The organism is Paenarthrobacter sp. C1 (assembly GCF_049315185.1).
GTDB classification, from domain to species: domain Bacteria; phylum Actinomycetota; class Actinomycetes; order Actinomycetales; family Micrococcaceae; genus Arthrobacter; species Arthrobacter nicotinovorans.
In genome coordinates this window covers 3,969,586-3,984,080 of record NZ_CP186052.1, presented here as the reverse complement: position 1 = coordinate 3,984,080, position 14,495 = coordinate 3,969,586, and the positions used below count along the sequence as shown (strand labels likewise).

Below are 14,495 nucleotides of genomic sequence, written 5' to 3'. Positions count from 1 at the left end.
CTATTTGGTTGTTTTCGGATCACGCTGCGGCCAAAGAGGGTCGGGAAGCGCACGTGCCGGCTAAGGCAGCCTCGAAGGCCGGAGCACGTTTGCCTCGCCCGCCTTGCCCGGGTCGAGCGGCACCGGGCTGGTCAGGACAGCCGGCCCACGATGCAGCAGTCCGCCGGAAACAACCTGGCACCGCACGCCGCCGCGCCCGCGCATCGCCTTGTGGGCACCCGGGGCGAGCATCTGGTCCATCCAGGCGCAAGGATGGGCTGGTCTGCCGGCCTTCAGCGTCACCACGTCTCCGCCGGACTCCAGCGTGAATCCGTGGCCGAGCAATGGAGCCAGTTCCACTCCCCGCAGCACGACGTTCCGGCGCGTCAGCAGCGGATCGAAAGGCCCGGCGTCGAGTTCGGCAGCAATGGCTTCCAGTGCCTCAACGGCGAACACCGTCACTGCGGCGTCCATGTGGGCGGCCTTGCCGAAGAACCTGTCGCCAACAATCCCCTTGCCGGCAACCAACTCAGCGTGGTCGGCGTCGGCAGTTGGAACGTCCGCGGCGCCTTCGCGCGCACGGCCAAAGTAGGCGTGCGCCGGCGACACCAAAAGGTGCAGCACTTCGACGTCGTACCTGTAATCAGTCATGCTTCAACGCTAGCCCCTGTCCGCGTGGAACGCAGGGGCATTGTTCCGCGGTGTAAAGCGTGCTTTACTTTGCCTATGAGTAAAGCGTCCTTTACATCCCGGCGGGTCCCGGCCCAGCACTATGTCTTGGCCGTCATCCTCGGCGCCATCCTGACAATCACGGTTGCGGTGGTGGTGGGAGCAACAAACCCGGATGATTTCTGGCCCGCCGCAGGGATCGGGGCGCTATGCGCCGGGTACCCTGCGATGTCCCTCGGAGTGCGGGTTTTCGTCTCCAATAACACCGTCACCCGGGATCCGAACGGGGAACAAAGCGTGGAGCTGCAATGGATGCGCCAGGCCGGGGCCGGGGCCTTCATTGACGTGCTGGTCGCGACGATTGTTGCTTCGCTGGTGCTGGCCATCGGCCGTTTCCAGGTTGATGCGGTCCCACTGCTTCTGGGGCTCGTTGGCCTCAGTACGCTGGATGCCGGCCTCCGTTACGTGGCCATCCGCCACCGTGCTCTGAAGTGAAGAACAACCTTGCCGAGCGCCGAGCCGGCCGCAACTGGACCCAGGCGGACCTGGCCGCCGCGCTCGGAGTGTCCCGGCAGACCGTCATCTCCATCGAGCGAGAGAAGTTCGACCCGTCATTGCCCTTGGCGTTCCTCATTGCGCGGACCTTTGGCTGCGCCATCGAGGACGTCTTCACCGCGGAGTGACACCACGGTAAAGATAAAGTGGCACCGTGAACTTTGCTGAAGCAGCCGACGGCGTCGAACTCGCCTGGACATCGGAGGGCGAAGGCGAACCCATGCTGCTTATCGCCGGGCAGGCCACGTCCATGGACGGTTGGGGCCCGACGGCGGAGCTTCTGTCGCGCTATTACCGCGTCATCCGCTTTGATCACCGCGGGATTGGCCACAGTGGGAGGGGTGACGCTGAGCGGTACACCACTCGACGTCTCGCCAACGATGCTGCGGCCGTGCTCAGCGCGGCCGGGGCGGAGTCAGCACACGTGTACGGCCATTCAATGGGCGGACGCATAGGCCAGTGGCTGGCCATCGATGAGCCGCAAAGGGTTCGTACCCTGATCCTGGCGGCAACGAGTGGCGGGAGCATGCCGGACAGCGCAGCCGAGCCGGACAAAGCCGCCCTTGACGCCCTTGACGCCCTGGTCAGTGGCGACCTCGCCCGTCTGGAGCCGCTCTTTTTCGACTCTGAGTGGGTCAGGAACAACCCCGAGGCGACCCACACTTTCTTCAATTCCCGCGCGTCGGCGTGGGCCAAGGCGCGTCATTTCAGGGCCAGCCGCGAGCACGATGCCTGGAGCGAACTGGGTGCGATTACGGCTCCCACCTTGATACTCCATGGCACCGAAGACAGACTTACTCCCTTGCCCAATGCGCTGCTGCTACGCGGGCACATAGCCCGTTCGGTCCTTGTCCGCGTACCGGGTGCGGGACACGGGCTGCACCTTGATCACCCCGGGACCGTCGAGTGGATCCGGCAGTTCATCGCGCGCAGGAGCGGCTAGCTAATACTGCGGGCCGGCCTGGGACGATTCCCCGGCAAGCCGTTGTACCAGCGCGTCCACGATTGGCAGTTGCCCTTTGACGAGCTTGGTCCGGGCCACGGCTTCCTCAAGCCATTGGGCGTCGTCGATTTCGGGAAAGTCCTTGATGGTGCCAGAGCCTTTGGGCCATTCCATGGGGAATGTGTTGCTGACAATCTCTTCGGGCTGAAAACCACTGGCTTCCGCGATGAACGCCGTGATCAGTTTGCCCGAGGGCTGCCGGAATGTACCCAACAGAACGTAGTCCCCAGATGGCGGCGGAGTGCCGATTTCTTCAGTGAATTCCCTTCGTGCGGCAACCAAAGCGTCTTCGTCGTCGGAGAATTCGCCCTTGGGAATTGACCACGCGTGCTGATCTTTCCGCGCCCAAAAGGGCCCACCCATGTGGGCTATCCAAAGCTCCAATTGTCCGGCGGTATTTCGCCGGTAAAGGAGGATTCCTGCGCTGCGGATAGTGATGTCGCCTCCCGGGGTAAAGGTGCTGCACACATTTGTTGGAACACCTCAAGGCTACGCCGCCAGGCGCGGCCGTTATCCAATCGATGTTAATTCCCGGATCTTGGGTACCAATTTCGCTTCCCGCAAGGCCACGGCTACTCGATAATCGAGGAGTTGTACGTTCTCCGGGGGGAGGAGCGTATTGCGGCCAGCGGGACCAGCCGCTGGCATTCTGGGCGCATCAGCAGGAGGAAACAGCTATGGCATTGTCAATGAGGCTCCTTCCACGTGGGGGAAGAAAAGTTATGGGGGTAGCCGTAATTGCTGCGGTTGCCCTGTCCATGTTTGCCGGCACAGGACCATCGCATGCGGCGGACACAACGCCTATGGCAGATGATCCCGGCCCGGTGGGCAGTTTTGCCTGGAAGGGATTCAATTGGCAGAAGCGTTTTTGGGGTGGAGCGCCCATGTACAACGCGACGTGGGATGCCAACAATGTCAGCAACCCGGATGCCAACGGCTACGTGAAGCTGTCCATAAGCAATCCGACAGGTTCGGCGCCCAAGGGTGCGGAATTCCAGTCCACCCGTGAAGGATTCGGTTACGGTACATACAGCACCACGGTGGAAAAGGATGTCAGCGCACTCCAAAAGGAAGTGGTGTGGGGCTGCCTTTTCACCTATGACCCCAATGCCGTTCCCGGCTACACCGAGATCGACCTCTGTGAAGCGTCGGCGTGGGGCGGGGGCGCCGCATATGGCGAAAGCTGGCCGGTGACCCAAGGGCACGGTTACTGGTTCGATGCCACCTTGCCTCCGGGCCAAGGCAACAACACGGTCACCTTCGATGTCACGAATGCCCCCATCCTCACCCACCGGATGGTCTGGGAGCCGGGCAAGCTGACCTTTGAGACGTTTGCCGGGGAAGGGTACGACGGGCCACTCCTCAAGAGGACAGTCCTGGAAGGCTCCACTGTTCCCACTCCTGCCAAGGAACAGATTCACTTCAACCTGTGGGTCACCGGCGGCGGCGGTGGAGACGCTGCACATGTTGCACCGGAAACCGTCACGATCAGGGACTTCTCCTTTGTCCCGGCGAACCAGCTCACGGGTCCGGTTCCGACTATCACCGGCACGGCAGCGGTGGGCTCGACACTCACCGCAGTCCCGGGCACCTGGCCTGCCGGAACAACCTTGGCGTATCAATGGTTCAAAAACGGCACGGCCATTTCAGGAGCCACGGGACCCACCCGAGTCCTGGCCGCTGCGGACCAGGGCGCCAGCCTGACTGTGCGTGTGACGGGAAGCCTGGCCGGGTATGCCACGGCTACTAAGGAGTCGGCCCCGACGGCGGCAGTGGTGGCCGGAACCTTGCTGGCTCCGACCCCCACCATCACAGGTACGCTCACAGTTGGTTCGACCCTGACAGCAAACCCCGGAACGTGGACTTCCGGTACCGCACTGACGTACCAGTGGTACCGCTCCGGGACCTTGATAGCTGGAGCGACGGCCAAGAACTACAAGCTTGTGAGCGCAGACCAGGCGGACACCATGAGCGTCAGAGTCACCGGAACCAAAGCCGGCTACACCGCGGTGTCCAGGGTTTCAGCAAGCACCGCGGTGATCCCCTAGGAGGCGGACGGCAGGTTCTTCTGTGCGCGGACGGGAACAATCCTCTTGATCGCGAGCCCCAATGCCAGCATGGCGAACGCGGCCAGGGCGAACCAGAAAAGGTCGCCTGCTCCGGTCAGGGCGAGGGTACCGGATCCCATTCCGGCCGCGGCTGCTCCGGCTGCGGGGGTTACTGGGCTGTTGTACATGAGTCGATTACCAAACTTTCTTTCTGTTGAGTGCTGCGTCCAGGTAAGCCTTGGCGTGGACTGCCTGGAGGAAGATGTCGATCACTGTTTCGTACATGGTTGCGGCCAGCAGCATGTGCCTCCAGCCCCGGAACCGCACCGTGATGACGCGTTCCAGGATGAAGATGCCGGTGACTGCAATCCAGAAGGGCTGGAGGTTCAGACCCATCCCTGAAATGAGCGCGAAGAGGATGGAGCCAAAGTAGGCCAGCGTCACTACGACGCCGATCATTGAAAGGAACTGGCGGCCCCAGTAGGGCCTGGTCACTTTGGTCCATCCGTATTGCACGCAGTTCTCCACCGCGCCCCGCTTCCACCGGAGCCGTTGCGCCCACAGTTCGCGCCACGTGGGCATGACCTCCGTGACCAGCGTGCAGTTGGCTGGTGAAGCGATCCGGTAACCCAGTGTCAGCAGGGCGAAGGAGAGTTCGTTGTCCTCTGTCAGGACGGACGTGTCGTAGATGCCGCCCTTGCCGTTTCCGGGAGGGAGTGTGCCGCCAAGGCGGGCAGCTGCGACGTCGCGAAGAGTCTTGACGCGGAAAAGGGCGGCGGTCCCTGTGACTACCAAGCACTTGCCGTGGAGGCGCTTGACGTCCCGGGCGTAGCGGGCGTATTCGTTGCGCTGGAGGTGACCTACAAAGCCGCCACCGGGACCTCCGCTGAAGACACCGCCTACCGCGCCGAGCAGTTCGTCGGCGAGCAGGTTTTGTGTGGCGTTCTCAATGAAGTCAAGGGCGAGCTGGGAGTCTGCGTCCTGGACCAGGATGAGGTCCTCGGGGTCGGCGTCGGGCAGCAGCCGGCTGAGGGCGAAGTTCAGAGCTCCGGCCTTTTTGTCCTTGTTTCCCACCGTACGGATGACCTCAGCGCCCTGGGCGACCGCGAGGTCCTCGGTATCGTCGGTGCAGTTATCGGCCACCACGATCACGCGGTCCGGGCGGCGGGTCTGGTTGTTCAGGGAGACAAGTGTGTCGGTGATGCCGGCGGATTCGTTGTGGGCCGGAACCAGGACAGTTACCACGCCGCCGGCGGCACGGTGGGATCCGCGGGGCGCGGTGGCCGGGGCCGGTGAGGCAGCGGTGTCCGTTGATGCGTGGACCGTGGTTTCCGTGAGCATTGTGATCCCTCCGTTCGTTAGCTGGAAGCGTTGACTCACTTAGAGTTCCAACGCCAACGCAAGAAACGCGCAGGCAAAGCGTCAAGGAAAAATCAAGGTTTGCTCAGGGTTTGCTTGAAGCGTCACGCAAACGGCCACGGGATCAGGTGCAGCCTTAAACGCAAGAGGACGACGTCGGGAGGTCCCGGCGTCGTCCTCTTGCGTTTGTTGTCGAGCAGCTTAGCGGCTCAGGCTGACCGTAAAGGTCTTCGGTCCGCTGAGGGTCACGGCAATGCCGCAGTTTTCTGCCGCAGCGCGGTGGGAAAGGGACTGGATGGCGGCATCGATGGTGTGGTCGATGGCCGACTTGTCCCAGATTTTCAGCGTGATGGAGTCAGTATGTGTCGTCATTGTCAGTACTTTCACTCAGGCTGGTGACAGCCCCAAGCTTCGTCGCCCGGGGCCGCATCCTCGTCGGTGAGGATTGCTGATTCAGCTTGTATGGGAACGGATTCCCTCATTCATGGTTCATGCTGCCCACCGTGATTGACAAGCGAATCCAGCCAAGTGTGACCGATTACACGTTGCTTGTTACTCCGTGTAACCGGTGCTGACAGTGAGCTCCCGCCAACGATCCACCTCGGCCCGCTGGGCTTCCGCTACGGCGTCAAAGGCCTTGGCGGCGTCCTCACCGAGCAGCAGGAAGCCAGGAGTTTCAGAGGCCTCGACAGCGTTGATAATCACCTGGGCTGCCCTGTCCGGATCACCCTGCTGCGTCCCATGCACCGTGTCATTTTCCTTGCGTCGCTTGCCGGCAGTCTGGGCGTAGTCGTCAATGGCTTCTGCGGATTGCGTGAGCGACCTTCCGGCGAAGTCCGTCCTGAAACCACCCGGTTCCACGGCCGTGACTGTGATGCCCAACGGCGCCAGTTCCTTCTGCAGGGAACCGGAAATGCCTTCCAGCGCGGCCTTTGTTGCCGAGTAATAGCCCGACCCGGGTGGGCAGATGCGGGCGCCGATCGAGGAGATGTTCACGATCGCACCCGAACGCCGGGTACGCATCCCGGGCAGGACGGCCTTGATCATGGCGACGGGACCGAACACGTTGGTATCGAACAGCGTCCTGACGTCCGCGTCGGCGCCCTCTTCGATCGCGGCGCGATAGCCGTATCCGGCGTTGTTGACCAGGACGTCCACACCGCCGAAGCGCTCCACGGCCTGCTGCACGGCCGCTTCCACCTGCGACTGATCGGTGACGTCGAGCGGGACGGCGAGTGCCGTCGTCGGGAATTCCGCGGCGAGGTCCTGCAGAGTGGCGGTGTCGCGCGCGGTCACGACGGCGTTATCGCCTTTCGCGAGGACCGCCCGGGCAAGTGCGCGGCCGAGACCGGTTGAGCAGCCTGTGATGAGCCAGGTAGTCATGATGTTCCTTTCATGGTTGACCTATCCCACTGAACGCTACTCCCCGGCGCCACGGGAGTGACGGCCCATACAGGCATTGCCGGTGCCACCCGGGACAGAGGACGCCGCTCAACCGACGTGCACCCACGGGCGGCGGCTCACCTCCGGTTCGGCCTCCCTGAGGACCTCGCGGGTCACCGGGGCTATTTCGCCCTCGCCCAGGAACAGGAAGCGCAACAGGTTGGTCATCGGGTTGCCCTCAGTCCAGCGGAAATATATGTGGGGCATCAACCCTGTGACGTCACGGATATGCAAAAGCACCGAGGCAATGGTGTTCGCCACCACCGGACCATGCACCTCAAGGATCCGGTAGCCGTGCCGTTCGATGCCCTTGACGTACAGTTCGGTCTCGAAATCCGAAGTGTCGTCGAGCACCACTTCAAGGAACAGGCCGTGGTAGTTGAGGGGGAGGTGGCTGACCTCGATGGCCGAGACCAGCTTCGAGCGATAGGCCTCCGCCGTAAGCCGGAGCGGTTCGTGCGCGATGAGCCGTATGGGTTCGGTGCCGTCGTCAAGGATGAATTCCAGGGCGTTGCGGTCCATGTGGACCTGTGTGGCGTGCAGCTCGAAGGACCTGCGCACCCGGGACAGCAGGGAGATGCCGATGATGCCGGCGATGAACACGGCCGCAATCCGGATGCCTTCGGGTCGCTCCACGACGTTGGCCACCGTGGTGTAGACGAACACGGCGGCGATGGCGCCGAAGCCGATCATGCGTTTGCGCTGATCACGACGGCGGGTGGACAGTGTCACGGCAACGGCGGCTGACGTCATCAGCACCAGGACACCGGTGGCGTAGGCACCGCCCTGGGCGTCCACGTCGGCGTTGAAGACGAAAGTGATGAAGAACCCCACCAGCGTGAAAACCAGCACCAAGGGGCGAACCGCCTTGGCCCATTCCGGAGCCATGCCGTAGCGGGGAAGGTACCGCGGTACAAGGTTGAGCAGGCCGGCCATGGCGGAGGCGCCTGCGAACCACAGGATGGCGATGGTGCTGATGTCGTACACCGTGCCAAAACCCAGGCCCAGGTACTCGTGGGCGAGGAACGCGAGGGCACGGCCGTTTGCCTGGCCGCCGGGCTCGAACTCGCGCTCGGGGATGAGGACCACAGTAGTGAAGCTTGAGGTGATGAGGAACGAACTCATGATCAATGCGGCGGTGGTCAGCATTCTCCGGGTTCCCCGGATGCGGCCTGTTGGCTTGGCCTCAGTGTCATCGGGGTCGCCCTGCACCTGCGGCATCACGGCGACACCCGTCTCGAATCCGGAGAGGCCCAACGCGAGTTTCGGAAAGACAATGCACGCGATGGCTACGGCCATGAGCGGGTTGCCGTGGGATGTCCACAGCAGCTGCCACCAGTCACCTACGGCGGTGGGATGCGCCAGGACCTCGACGACGGTGGTGGCGACCACCACCACATTCAAGCCCAGGTAAAGGACCACAAGAACGACGGCGACGCCTATCGCCTCCTTGAAACCACGGAGGAAAACAGCGGCCAGGAGTGCCAGGAGGACCAAGGTGACAGGAACATTCTGGCCCTGCAGCCAGGACGGCATCACGGGGTTCTGGATGAAGTGGGCCGTGGCATCCGCCGCGGAAAGGGTCATGGTGATCATGAAGTCCGTGGCGGCAAAGCCGAGCAGCACCAGCACCAGCAGTTTGCCTCCCCAGCGTGGAAGCAAACGCTCGAGCATGGCGATGGAGCCCTCGCCGCGGGGACTTTCCCCTGCCACGCGCCGGTAGACCGGAAGCGCGCCGAACAAGGTAACGGCAACCAGGACGATGGTGGCCAGCGGTGAGATCACGCCCGCGGCCAAGGCAGCGATGGCCGGCTGGTAGCCAAGGGTGGAGAAGTAGTCCACGCCCGTCAGGCACATGACCTGCCACCAATGGTGCTTCTTTTCGTGGGCCGCACTGACCACGCCGGGGCCGGGATGCCGGCCTTTGCTGTCCTGCAGCCCGAACAGGAGCCACGTCCGGAATGATGTCCAACCCCGGGGCCTGGGAGCCGAGGGGTCAGCCGGTGGTCTGCTTAACGTGGTCATGGGTGCCCTCCCAGACGCTCGTCGATCTGAGCTGAACATAGCACCGCGCACGAGGCGTGATGCCGGAAGGGGCCAATTCTTGATAAGACCTTTACGCGAGGGGTGAGCTCCCGGGGTTATTGGCGCGAGCCAAAGGGGTGGGAGCTAACCCCTCACGGGCGGGAGGTCCAAGGTGTGTTGATCGGTGATGAGGCCCAGGCACGCGTCCTCTCGGTGGTTTCCTGACCCGCTTTGACATTCATATTCCCCCAAATTAACCATTTCTGGTTGTTTTTCGGGCCAACCTGAGGCAAAGAGGGGCGGGAAGGAACGCATGGCCGGAGTGGCGGCAGGTTTCTACCAACTCAGCCAACGATTCGCGGCGGCACTGTGCTCAGCCGCCGCCGCGGGAATGTTCCTGCAAGCCCAGGGAGCGGCCACCGGCCAGGCCTCCAAGGATGCTTTCCACCAAGGCATCGTGATGTGCTGTGTCCTGCTGGGCGTCGCCTTGCTCGCCGGCGGACTGGACTGGTTCCGCGAGGCGCGGGACCGCAGAAACGCACGTGCCGCCGTCGTGACTTCCGGGAAGGAAACCGCGACGGCGGCGGTAGCACTTACGTCGGAACGTCCGACGGCGGCCGGTGCTCAGCGTTCGGAAGCCACCGAATCAGTGGACGCCTGAGCTACGGGAGCCGGCGGGGCCGTCGGCCCGGTGGTGGGGACACCGGCGTCGCGCAGGGCCGGGAAGCCGCCGTCCACATGGACGGCGTTGGCGTAGCCGAGGACTTTGAGCTTCTGCGCGACGGGACGTGAACCGTTCACGGAGCCGCAGAACACCACGATTTTCTGGTCGGTGCCGCTGACCTGGGCGAGGCGGTGTGCGGATTCGGGGCTGAAGTCTTCCTCAACGTGCTCGCGGTTGACCACTACGGCACCGGGGACTGCGCCGGTGCTGGCGCGCCCGCCTTCGCTGCGGACATCAATCAGCAGCGCGCCTTCTTCGATGAGCTTGGCGGCGGCGTCGGCGGTGATCAGCTGGGTGTCTTCCTGTACTGAATCCTGGACTGTGGTTTCGGTGGACATGGTGCTCCTTTTGTAGGTGGTGGACGTGTTGGTGGTGGGTGGAAAATCGGAAAAGTTAGAGCCCCCAGGCCTCGGCGAGCAGTTGGTAGGAGTTCTGCCGGTCGGCGGGGTCGTGGGCAATGGTGGTGATGAGCAGTTCCTGGGCGCCGGTGACGCGCTGCAACGTGCGCAGCTTGGCGCTGACTTGGTGGGGGTCGCCCACCAGCCTCGTGTCCACGCGGTCTTTGATCAGCTCCTCGGCTTCCGCGTCCAAAGGAAGATCCAGGGCATCGTCCGGCGAGGGGTAGGGGATGGCGCCCTGGCCGCTGCGGATACCGTAAACCCACTGGGCGTAGCCGCGGGCGAGTCGCTGTGCTTGATGTTCGTCCGGGGCCACCAACACGTCTGCCGAGACGATCACCTGCGGTTCCTGCAAGATGGCGGACGGTTCGAAGTGGGCGCGGTACTCGGCGATGGAGTCCAGCACGCCCGCAGGCGCAACGTGATAGTTCGCACCGAAGGGCAGGCCCAGTTTTCCCGCTAACCGTGCGCTTGGCCCGGCTGTTGAGCCGTGGACCCAGAACTGCGGCGCCTGTCCCAGAGCCGGCGTCGCGGTGACTTCCTCGCCATGCTTGGTCCTGTACTCCCCGGTGAAGAAACCGATGATGTCCTGGACGTCGTTCTCGAAGTTGTCCGTGTCTCCAGGGAAGCGGCCCAGCAGTTCACCTTGCAAGCGGAATTTCCTGGGAAGGACGGCGCCGAAGATGGGGCGCGGCGAAGGAATCAGCAAACCGTCAACCACGCGATCGCCGGGTGTGTCCGTAGGGGGAACTACTCCAGGAGCCGGTTCGCTGGGCGACTTCGGCGGGCCGGAGCGACCAAAGCCAAGGTCCACACGGTCCGGGAACACGGCGGCGAGCGTGCCGATGCTCTCCGCAATCTGGAGCGGCCTGTAATTCCCCAACAGGGTGGCCGCCGTGCCGACACGGATGGTCGTGGTGGCCGACGCAACCAACCCGGCCAGGATATGCGGGGCAGAACCGGCAACGCCTGTGTTGAGGTGATGTTCTGCGAGCCAGTAGCGCGAGTAACCGGAAGCTTCGGCAGTAGCTGCGAGGTCAAGCGTGCTGCGCAGTGCCTCGCCGGGGCTCTGCCCGGCTGACACCGGGCTGAGGTCAAGGACGGACAGGGGAGTAACTGGAGGCTTCGGCATGGCACGACACTACGGAGCGCAGTGCCCCGGCCAAAGCCGATCCGTCACCCCGCTCAACCGGGCTAAATCCGGCGAAATCCGACGAAACGGACCGTCACGGAGGGCTCACAGATGCACATGGAGCAACGGACAAATTCGAACATTTCGCACCGAAGCCGCACAGTCATTTCCTGTCAAACCCTTGACCGGATGGTTGAGGCGCTGGTAAACCTTGTTGGCGGAAAGCGTTTTCTCGCATCGATCACTTCACTCGCTCATATGCGGAGAGATTGCTTGTGGCTGAGTGAAACGTTCCAAAATGTGCGTGCAGACCCCCTGCCGCCCAGCATCAAAGGAGATGTTCTTTGGCTCACCCCTCGAAATGTTCCTACCCCACCGCCCGTCGTCATGCGCGGAGGGCAGTTCCACTGGCGGCCTCTGCCTCCCTGGCTGCCGCCGCCATCGCGCTGACAGGCGTCCCGCTTGCCCAAGCAGCACCCGCCCAACTCCAGCAGTCAGCACAAGCCGGACTTCCCGCCGTCGTGCCTGCCGCCAAGGACCCCGCTTCGCTGAAGCGCCAAGTGGAAAACCTGGACCGCGCACCCGTAGCCGTCCTGACGGATCAGGGCGTCACAGTGAGCTGGCGTATGCTCGGCCTGGACAAAGACAGTGTCGGCTTCCAGGTTCTGCGCGACGGCGTCAACATCACCCCCGAACCCCTGCGCAACGCCACGATGTTCGTTGACCCGCACGGGACGGCGCAGTCCAGCTACGTGATCAAGACCGTCGGCAACGGCCAGGGCCGGGACAAGCTGACCGAGGCGGTCACGCCCCTGGCGCAGAACTACCTGGCCATCAAGCTGGACAAGCCGGCCGACGGTGTGACGCCCGACGGCAAGCCCTACACCTACTCGGCCAACGACGCCACCGTGGCAGACCTCGACGGCGACGGCAAGTATGAGGTTATCCAGACGTGGGCGCCATCCAACGCGAAGGACAACTCGCAATCCGGTTACACGGGCAACGTCTACGTGGATGCCTACAAACTGGACGGAACCAAGCTGTGGCGGATCGACCTGGGGCGCAACATCCGCGCCGGCGCACACTACACGCAGGTCCTCGCGTACGACTTCGACGGCGACGGCAAGGCCGAGGTCTCGTTCAAGACGGCGGACGGCACGACGGACGCGGCGGGAACGGTGATCGGCAACGCCAACGCCGATTACCGCAACAGTGCCGGCTACGTATTGTCCGGTCCCGAGTTCCTCACGGTCTTCAAGGGCGAGACCGGAACGATCATGGACACCGTCGCTTACGAGCCGGCCCGGGGCCCGGTGGCAGGGTGGGGCGACAATTACGGCAACCGCGTTGACCGCTTCCTCGCCGCCGTGGCCTATCTCGACGGCGAACACCCCTCGCTGATGTTCAGCCGCGGCTACTACACCCGCACAGTGCTGGTGACCTATGACCTCGTCAACGGAAAACTCGTGAAACGCTGGACCTTCGATTCCAACCAGGCCGGGGACGAGTACAAGGGGCAAGGCAACCACAACCTCTCCGTCGCCGACGTGGACCAGGACGGCAAGGATGAGTTCGTCTTCGGCTCAATGACCATCGATGACAACGGCCAGCCGCTGTACAACACCAAGCTCGGTCATGGCGACGCGATCCACACCGGCGACCTCGACCCGTCCAGGCCGGGGCTGGAGACATTTGCCGTCCACGAAAGCATGGGCCAAAGCGGCAACCGTGGAGCGACCTTCCGGGATGCTGCTACGGGTGAAATTCTCTGGAGCATCCCTGCCGTCAAGGACACCGGCCGTGGTGCAGCGGGTGACATCGATCCCCGCTATGAAGGGGCCGAGGGCTGGGCCGTGGGTGGTTCCGCCGCCTGGGACTCGCCGGTGGGCCAGCTGAGGTCGGCCAAGGGTGAGCTGATCTCCGAGAACATTCCGGCCGCCAACTTCCTGGCTTGGTGGGACGGGGACCTGCTCCGCGAGATCGTTGACCACGACTACGATGCAACGGTCTCCCGCGGCGTTCCCACCATCTCCAAGTGGAACTGGGAAACCGAAACCAGCGACCGCCTCCTGACGGCGGACGGTGCCCGCAGCAACAACACCACCAAGGGCAACCCGTCCATTCAGGCCGACATCCTGGGTGACTGGCGCGAGGAGATCGCCTGGCCGTCCACGGACAGCACCGAACTCAGGATCTACACCACCACGGCTCCCACCGAGGTTCGCCTGCGCACGCTGATGCACGACACCGTCTACCGCACGGCTGTTGCACGTGAGAATGTGGCGTACAACCAGCCGCCCCACCCGGGCTTCTTCATCGGTGAGGGGATGCAGGCCCCGGCGGCGCCCGCCGTCGTCTACACCGGCACCAAGTAGAACAACGCGGGGTTACTTATGGCCTTTGGGATACCCCCTATGGGCCGTAAGTAACCCCGCGTTGCTTTCTCCGGTCAGTGCTGGCCGAGGGTGCCACCCAGTGGGGGGACGGCTCCGGGGTCGTCCCCGTCCCTGCGTTCGGCCTTGCTTCGGGTATCGCTTTCGGCGGTGCCATCCGAGTCTCCATCGACGTCCGCCAACCCGTTGGTCTGGTCGAACGGGTGGTTGATGGGGTCGATAACCGGTGTGGTATTTGTGGTGTCGGTTCCTGTGGTGTTTGTGGTGTCGGTTCCCGCGGTGCCGGTCTCCGGTGCCTGCTTTTCGATGTACTCCTTGAACTTCTTCAAGTCTGACTCAGCCTGCCTCTCAACAATGTGCAACTTGTCCCCCAGGAATTCCAGGACGCCGTGGGGTTCGTATTCCAACGACAAGTGCAGGGAAGTCTGGCTGGGGCCGGCTTCCTTGAACTCCACCCACCCTGCGTTCTTGACACCCTCGACGGCGGCCCACGCCACGGCACGGTCCACGTCCTGCTGGACGATCCTGGCTTCCCACGTGCGGTGGACGCCTGCGATCTCGGCGACCCATTCAAGGCGGTCGTCGCCGAGCCGCGTCACTCGCTCCACTCCGCCCATGAAGTGCGGGAATTCCTCGAACTGTGTCCATTGCCTGTAGGCCGTACTGATCGGAACGTTGACCATGATTGTCTTGTTCACTTTCGTGGTCACTTTGTCCTCCTCCTGCTCGATTCGGTATTGATCAGCATGCTTACATTATCGGGCTTT

General features: G+C 63.3%; 16 protein-coding genes. 6 read left to right on the top strand and 10 right to left on the bottom strand.

The features are described from left to right. Positions 1–60: 60 nt before the first annotated feature. On the bottom strand, positions 61–630 hold the full coding sequence (locus ACNAOU_RS18555) for an MOSC domain-containing protein (RefSeq protein WP_064722729.1): 570 nt from the start codon (positions 628–630) through the stop codon (positions 61–63). A gap of 75 nt (positions 631–705) precedes the next feature. On the opposite strand from ACNAOU_RS18555, the gene ACNAOU_RS18550 reads away from it, so the two are divergent. From ACNAOU_RS18550 to ACNAOU_RS18540, 3 genes are read left to right on the top strand one after another with little or no spacing between them, the layout of a single operon-like run. Then, positions 706–1,143, top strand: coding sequence for a hypothetical protein (locus ACNAOU_RS18550; RefSeq protein WP_422757460.1), 438 nt, complete (start codon positions 706–708; stop codon positions 1,141–1,143). Then, a complete protein-coding gene (locus tag ACNAOU_RS18545) occupies positions 1,140–1,331 on the top strand; it encodes a helix-turn-helix transcriptional regulator (RefSeq protein ID WP_018778791.1) in 192 nt (63 codons plus the stop codon). Before ACNAOU_RS18550 ends, ACNAOU_RS18545 begins: the two co-directional genes overlap by 4 nt. Before the next feature lie 26 nt (positions 1,332–1,357). Next, positions 1,358–2,146, top strand: coding sequence for an alpha/beta fold hydrolase (locus tag ACNAOU_RS18540; protein ID WP_422757459.1), 789 nt, complete (start codon positions 1,358–1,360; stop codon positions 2,144–2,146). Here ACNAOU_RS18540 and ACNAOU_RS18535 read toward each other — a convergent pair whose 3' ends face one another. Continuing rightward, a complete protein-coding gene (locus ACNAOU_RS18535) occupies positions 2,147–2,644 on the bottom strand; it encodes an NUDIX domain-containing protein (RefSeq protein ID WP_422758695.1) in 498 nt (165 codons plus the stop codon). Positions 2,645–3,009: 365 nt separating this feature from the next. Between ACNAOU_RS18535 and ACNAOU_RS18530 the strand changes: the two genes are divergently transcribed. Beyond that, positions 3,010–4,254 (top strand): hypothetical protein, encoded by a 1,245-nt coding sequence (locus ACNAOU_RS18530; protein ID WP_422757458.1) that lies wholly within the window; start codon positions 3,010–3,012, stop codon positions 4,252–4,254. Here the strand turns inward: ACNAOU_RS18530 and ACNAOU_RS18525 are convergent. The 5 genes from ACNAOU_RS18525 to ACNAOU_RS18505 all read right to left on the bottom strand — a co-directional run bounded on the left by ACNAOU_RS18525 (position 4,251) and on the right by ACNAOU_RS18505 (position 9,081). Further along, positions 4,251–4,442: a hypothetical protein gene (locus ACNAOU_RS18525; RefSeq protein WP_018778794.1), complete on the bottom strand. Its 192-nt coding sequence runs from the start codon at positions 4,440–4,442 to the stop codon at positions 4,251–4,253. The two genes, ACNAOU_RS18530 and ACNAOU_RS18525, sit on opposite strands and share 4 nt — an antisense overlap. Before the next feature lie 7 nt (positions 4,443–4,449). Continuing rightward, the gene (locus ACNAOU_RS18520; RefSeq protein ID WP_227453572.1) at positions 4,450–5,595 is read right to left on the bottom strand and encodes a glycosyltransferase family 2 protein; all 1,146 of its coding nucleotides are present in this window, start codon (positions 5,593–5,595) and stop codon (positions 4,450–4,452) included. 219 nt (positions 5,596–5,814) lie between these two features. Next, the gene (locus ACNAOU_RS18515) at positions 5,815–5,985 is read right to left on the bottom strand and encodes a hypothetical protein (protein WP_018778796.1); all 171 of its coding nucleotides are present in this window, start codon (positions 5,983–5,985) and stop codon (positions 5,815–5,817) included. A 180-nt stretch (positions 5,986–6,165) separates the two neighbouring features. Further along, complete coding sequence (locus ACNAOU_RS18510; protein ID WP_306878268.1) at positions 6,166–6,996, bottom strand: oxidoreductase; 831 nt, start codon at positions 6,994–6,996, stop codon at positions 6,166–6,168. 108 nt (positions 6,997–7,104) lie between these two features. Then, positions 7,105–9,081 (bottom strand): amino acid transporter, encoded by a 1,977-nt coding sequence (locus tag ACNAOU_RS18505; RefSeq protein WP_422757457.1) that lies wholly within the window; start codon positions 9,079–9,081, stop codon positions 7,105–7,107. 313 nt (positions 9,082–9,394) lie between these two features. On the opposite strand from ACNAOU_RS18505, the gene ACNAOU_RS18500 reads away from it, so the two are divergent. Further along, on the top strand, positions 9,395–9,742 hold the full coding sequence (locus ACNAOU_RS18500; protein ID WP_227453571.1) for a hypothetical protein: 348 nt from the start codon (positions 9,395–9,397) through the stop codon (positions 9,740–9,742). Here the strand turns inward: ACNAOU_RS18500 and ACNAOU_RS18495 are convergent. After that, entirely contained in the window at positions 9,706–10,143 is a 438-nt protein-coding gene (locus ACNAOU_RS18495; protein WP_189076651.1) for a rhodanese-like domain-containing protein, read from the bottom strand. The genes ACNAOU_RS18500 and ACNAOU_RS18495 overlap by 37 nt on opposite strands. A gap of 55 nt (positions 10,144–10,198) precedes the next feature. Beyond that, entirely contained in the window at positions 10,199–11,335 is a 1,137-nt protein-coding gene (locus tag ACNAOU_RS18490) for an LLM class flavin-dependent oxidoreductase (protein ID WP_422757456.1), read from the bottom strand. A 344-nt stretch (positions 11,336–11,679) separates the two neighbouring features. Here ACNAOU_RS18490 and ACNAOU_RS18485 point away from each other — a divergent pair, with 344 nt between their 5' ends. After that, a complete protein-coding gene (locus ACNAOU_RS18485; protein ID WP_422757455.1) occupies positions 11,680–13,710 on the top strand; it encodes a rhamnogalacturonan lyase in 2,031 nt (676 codons plus the stop codon). 74 nt (positions 13,711–13,784) lie between these two features. Here the strand turns inward: ACNAOU_RS18485 and ACNAOU_RS18480 are convergent, their stop codons facing one another. Beyond that, complete coding sequence (locus ACNAOU_RS18480; protein ID WP_210078112.1) at positions 13,785–14,438, bottom strand: SRPBCC family protein; 654 nt, start codon at positions 14,436–14,438, stop codon at positions 13,785–13,787. Positions 14,439–14,495: the final 57 nt, after the last annotated feature.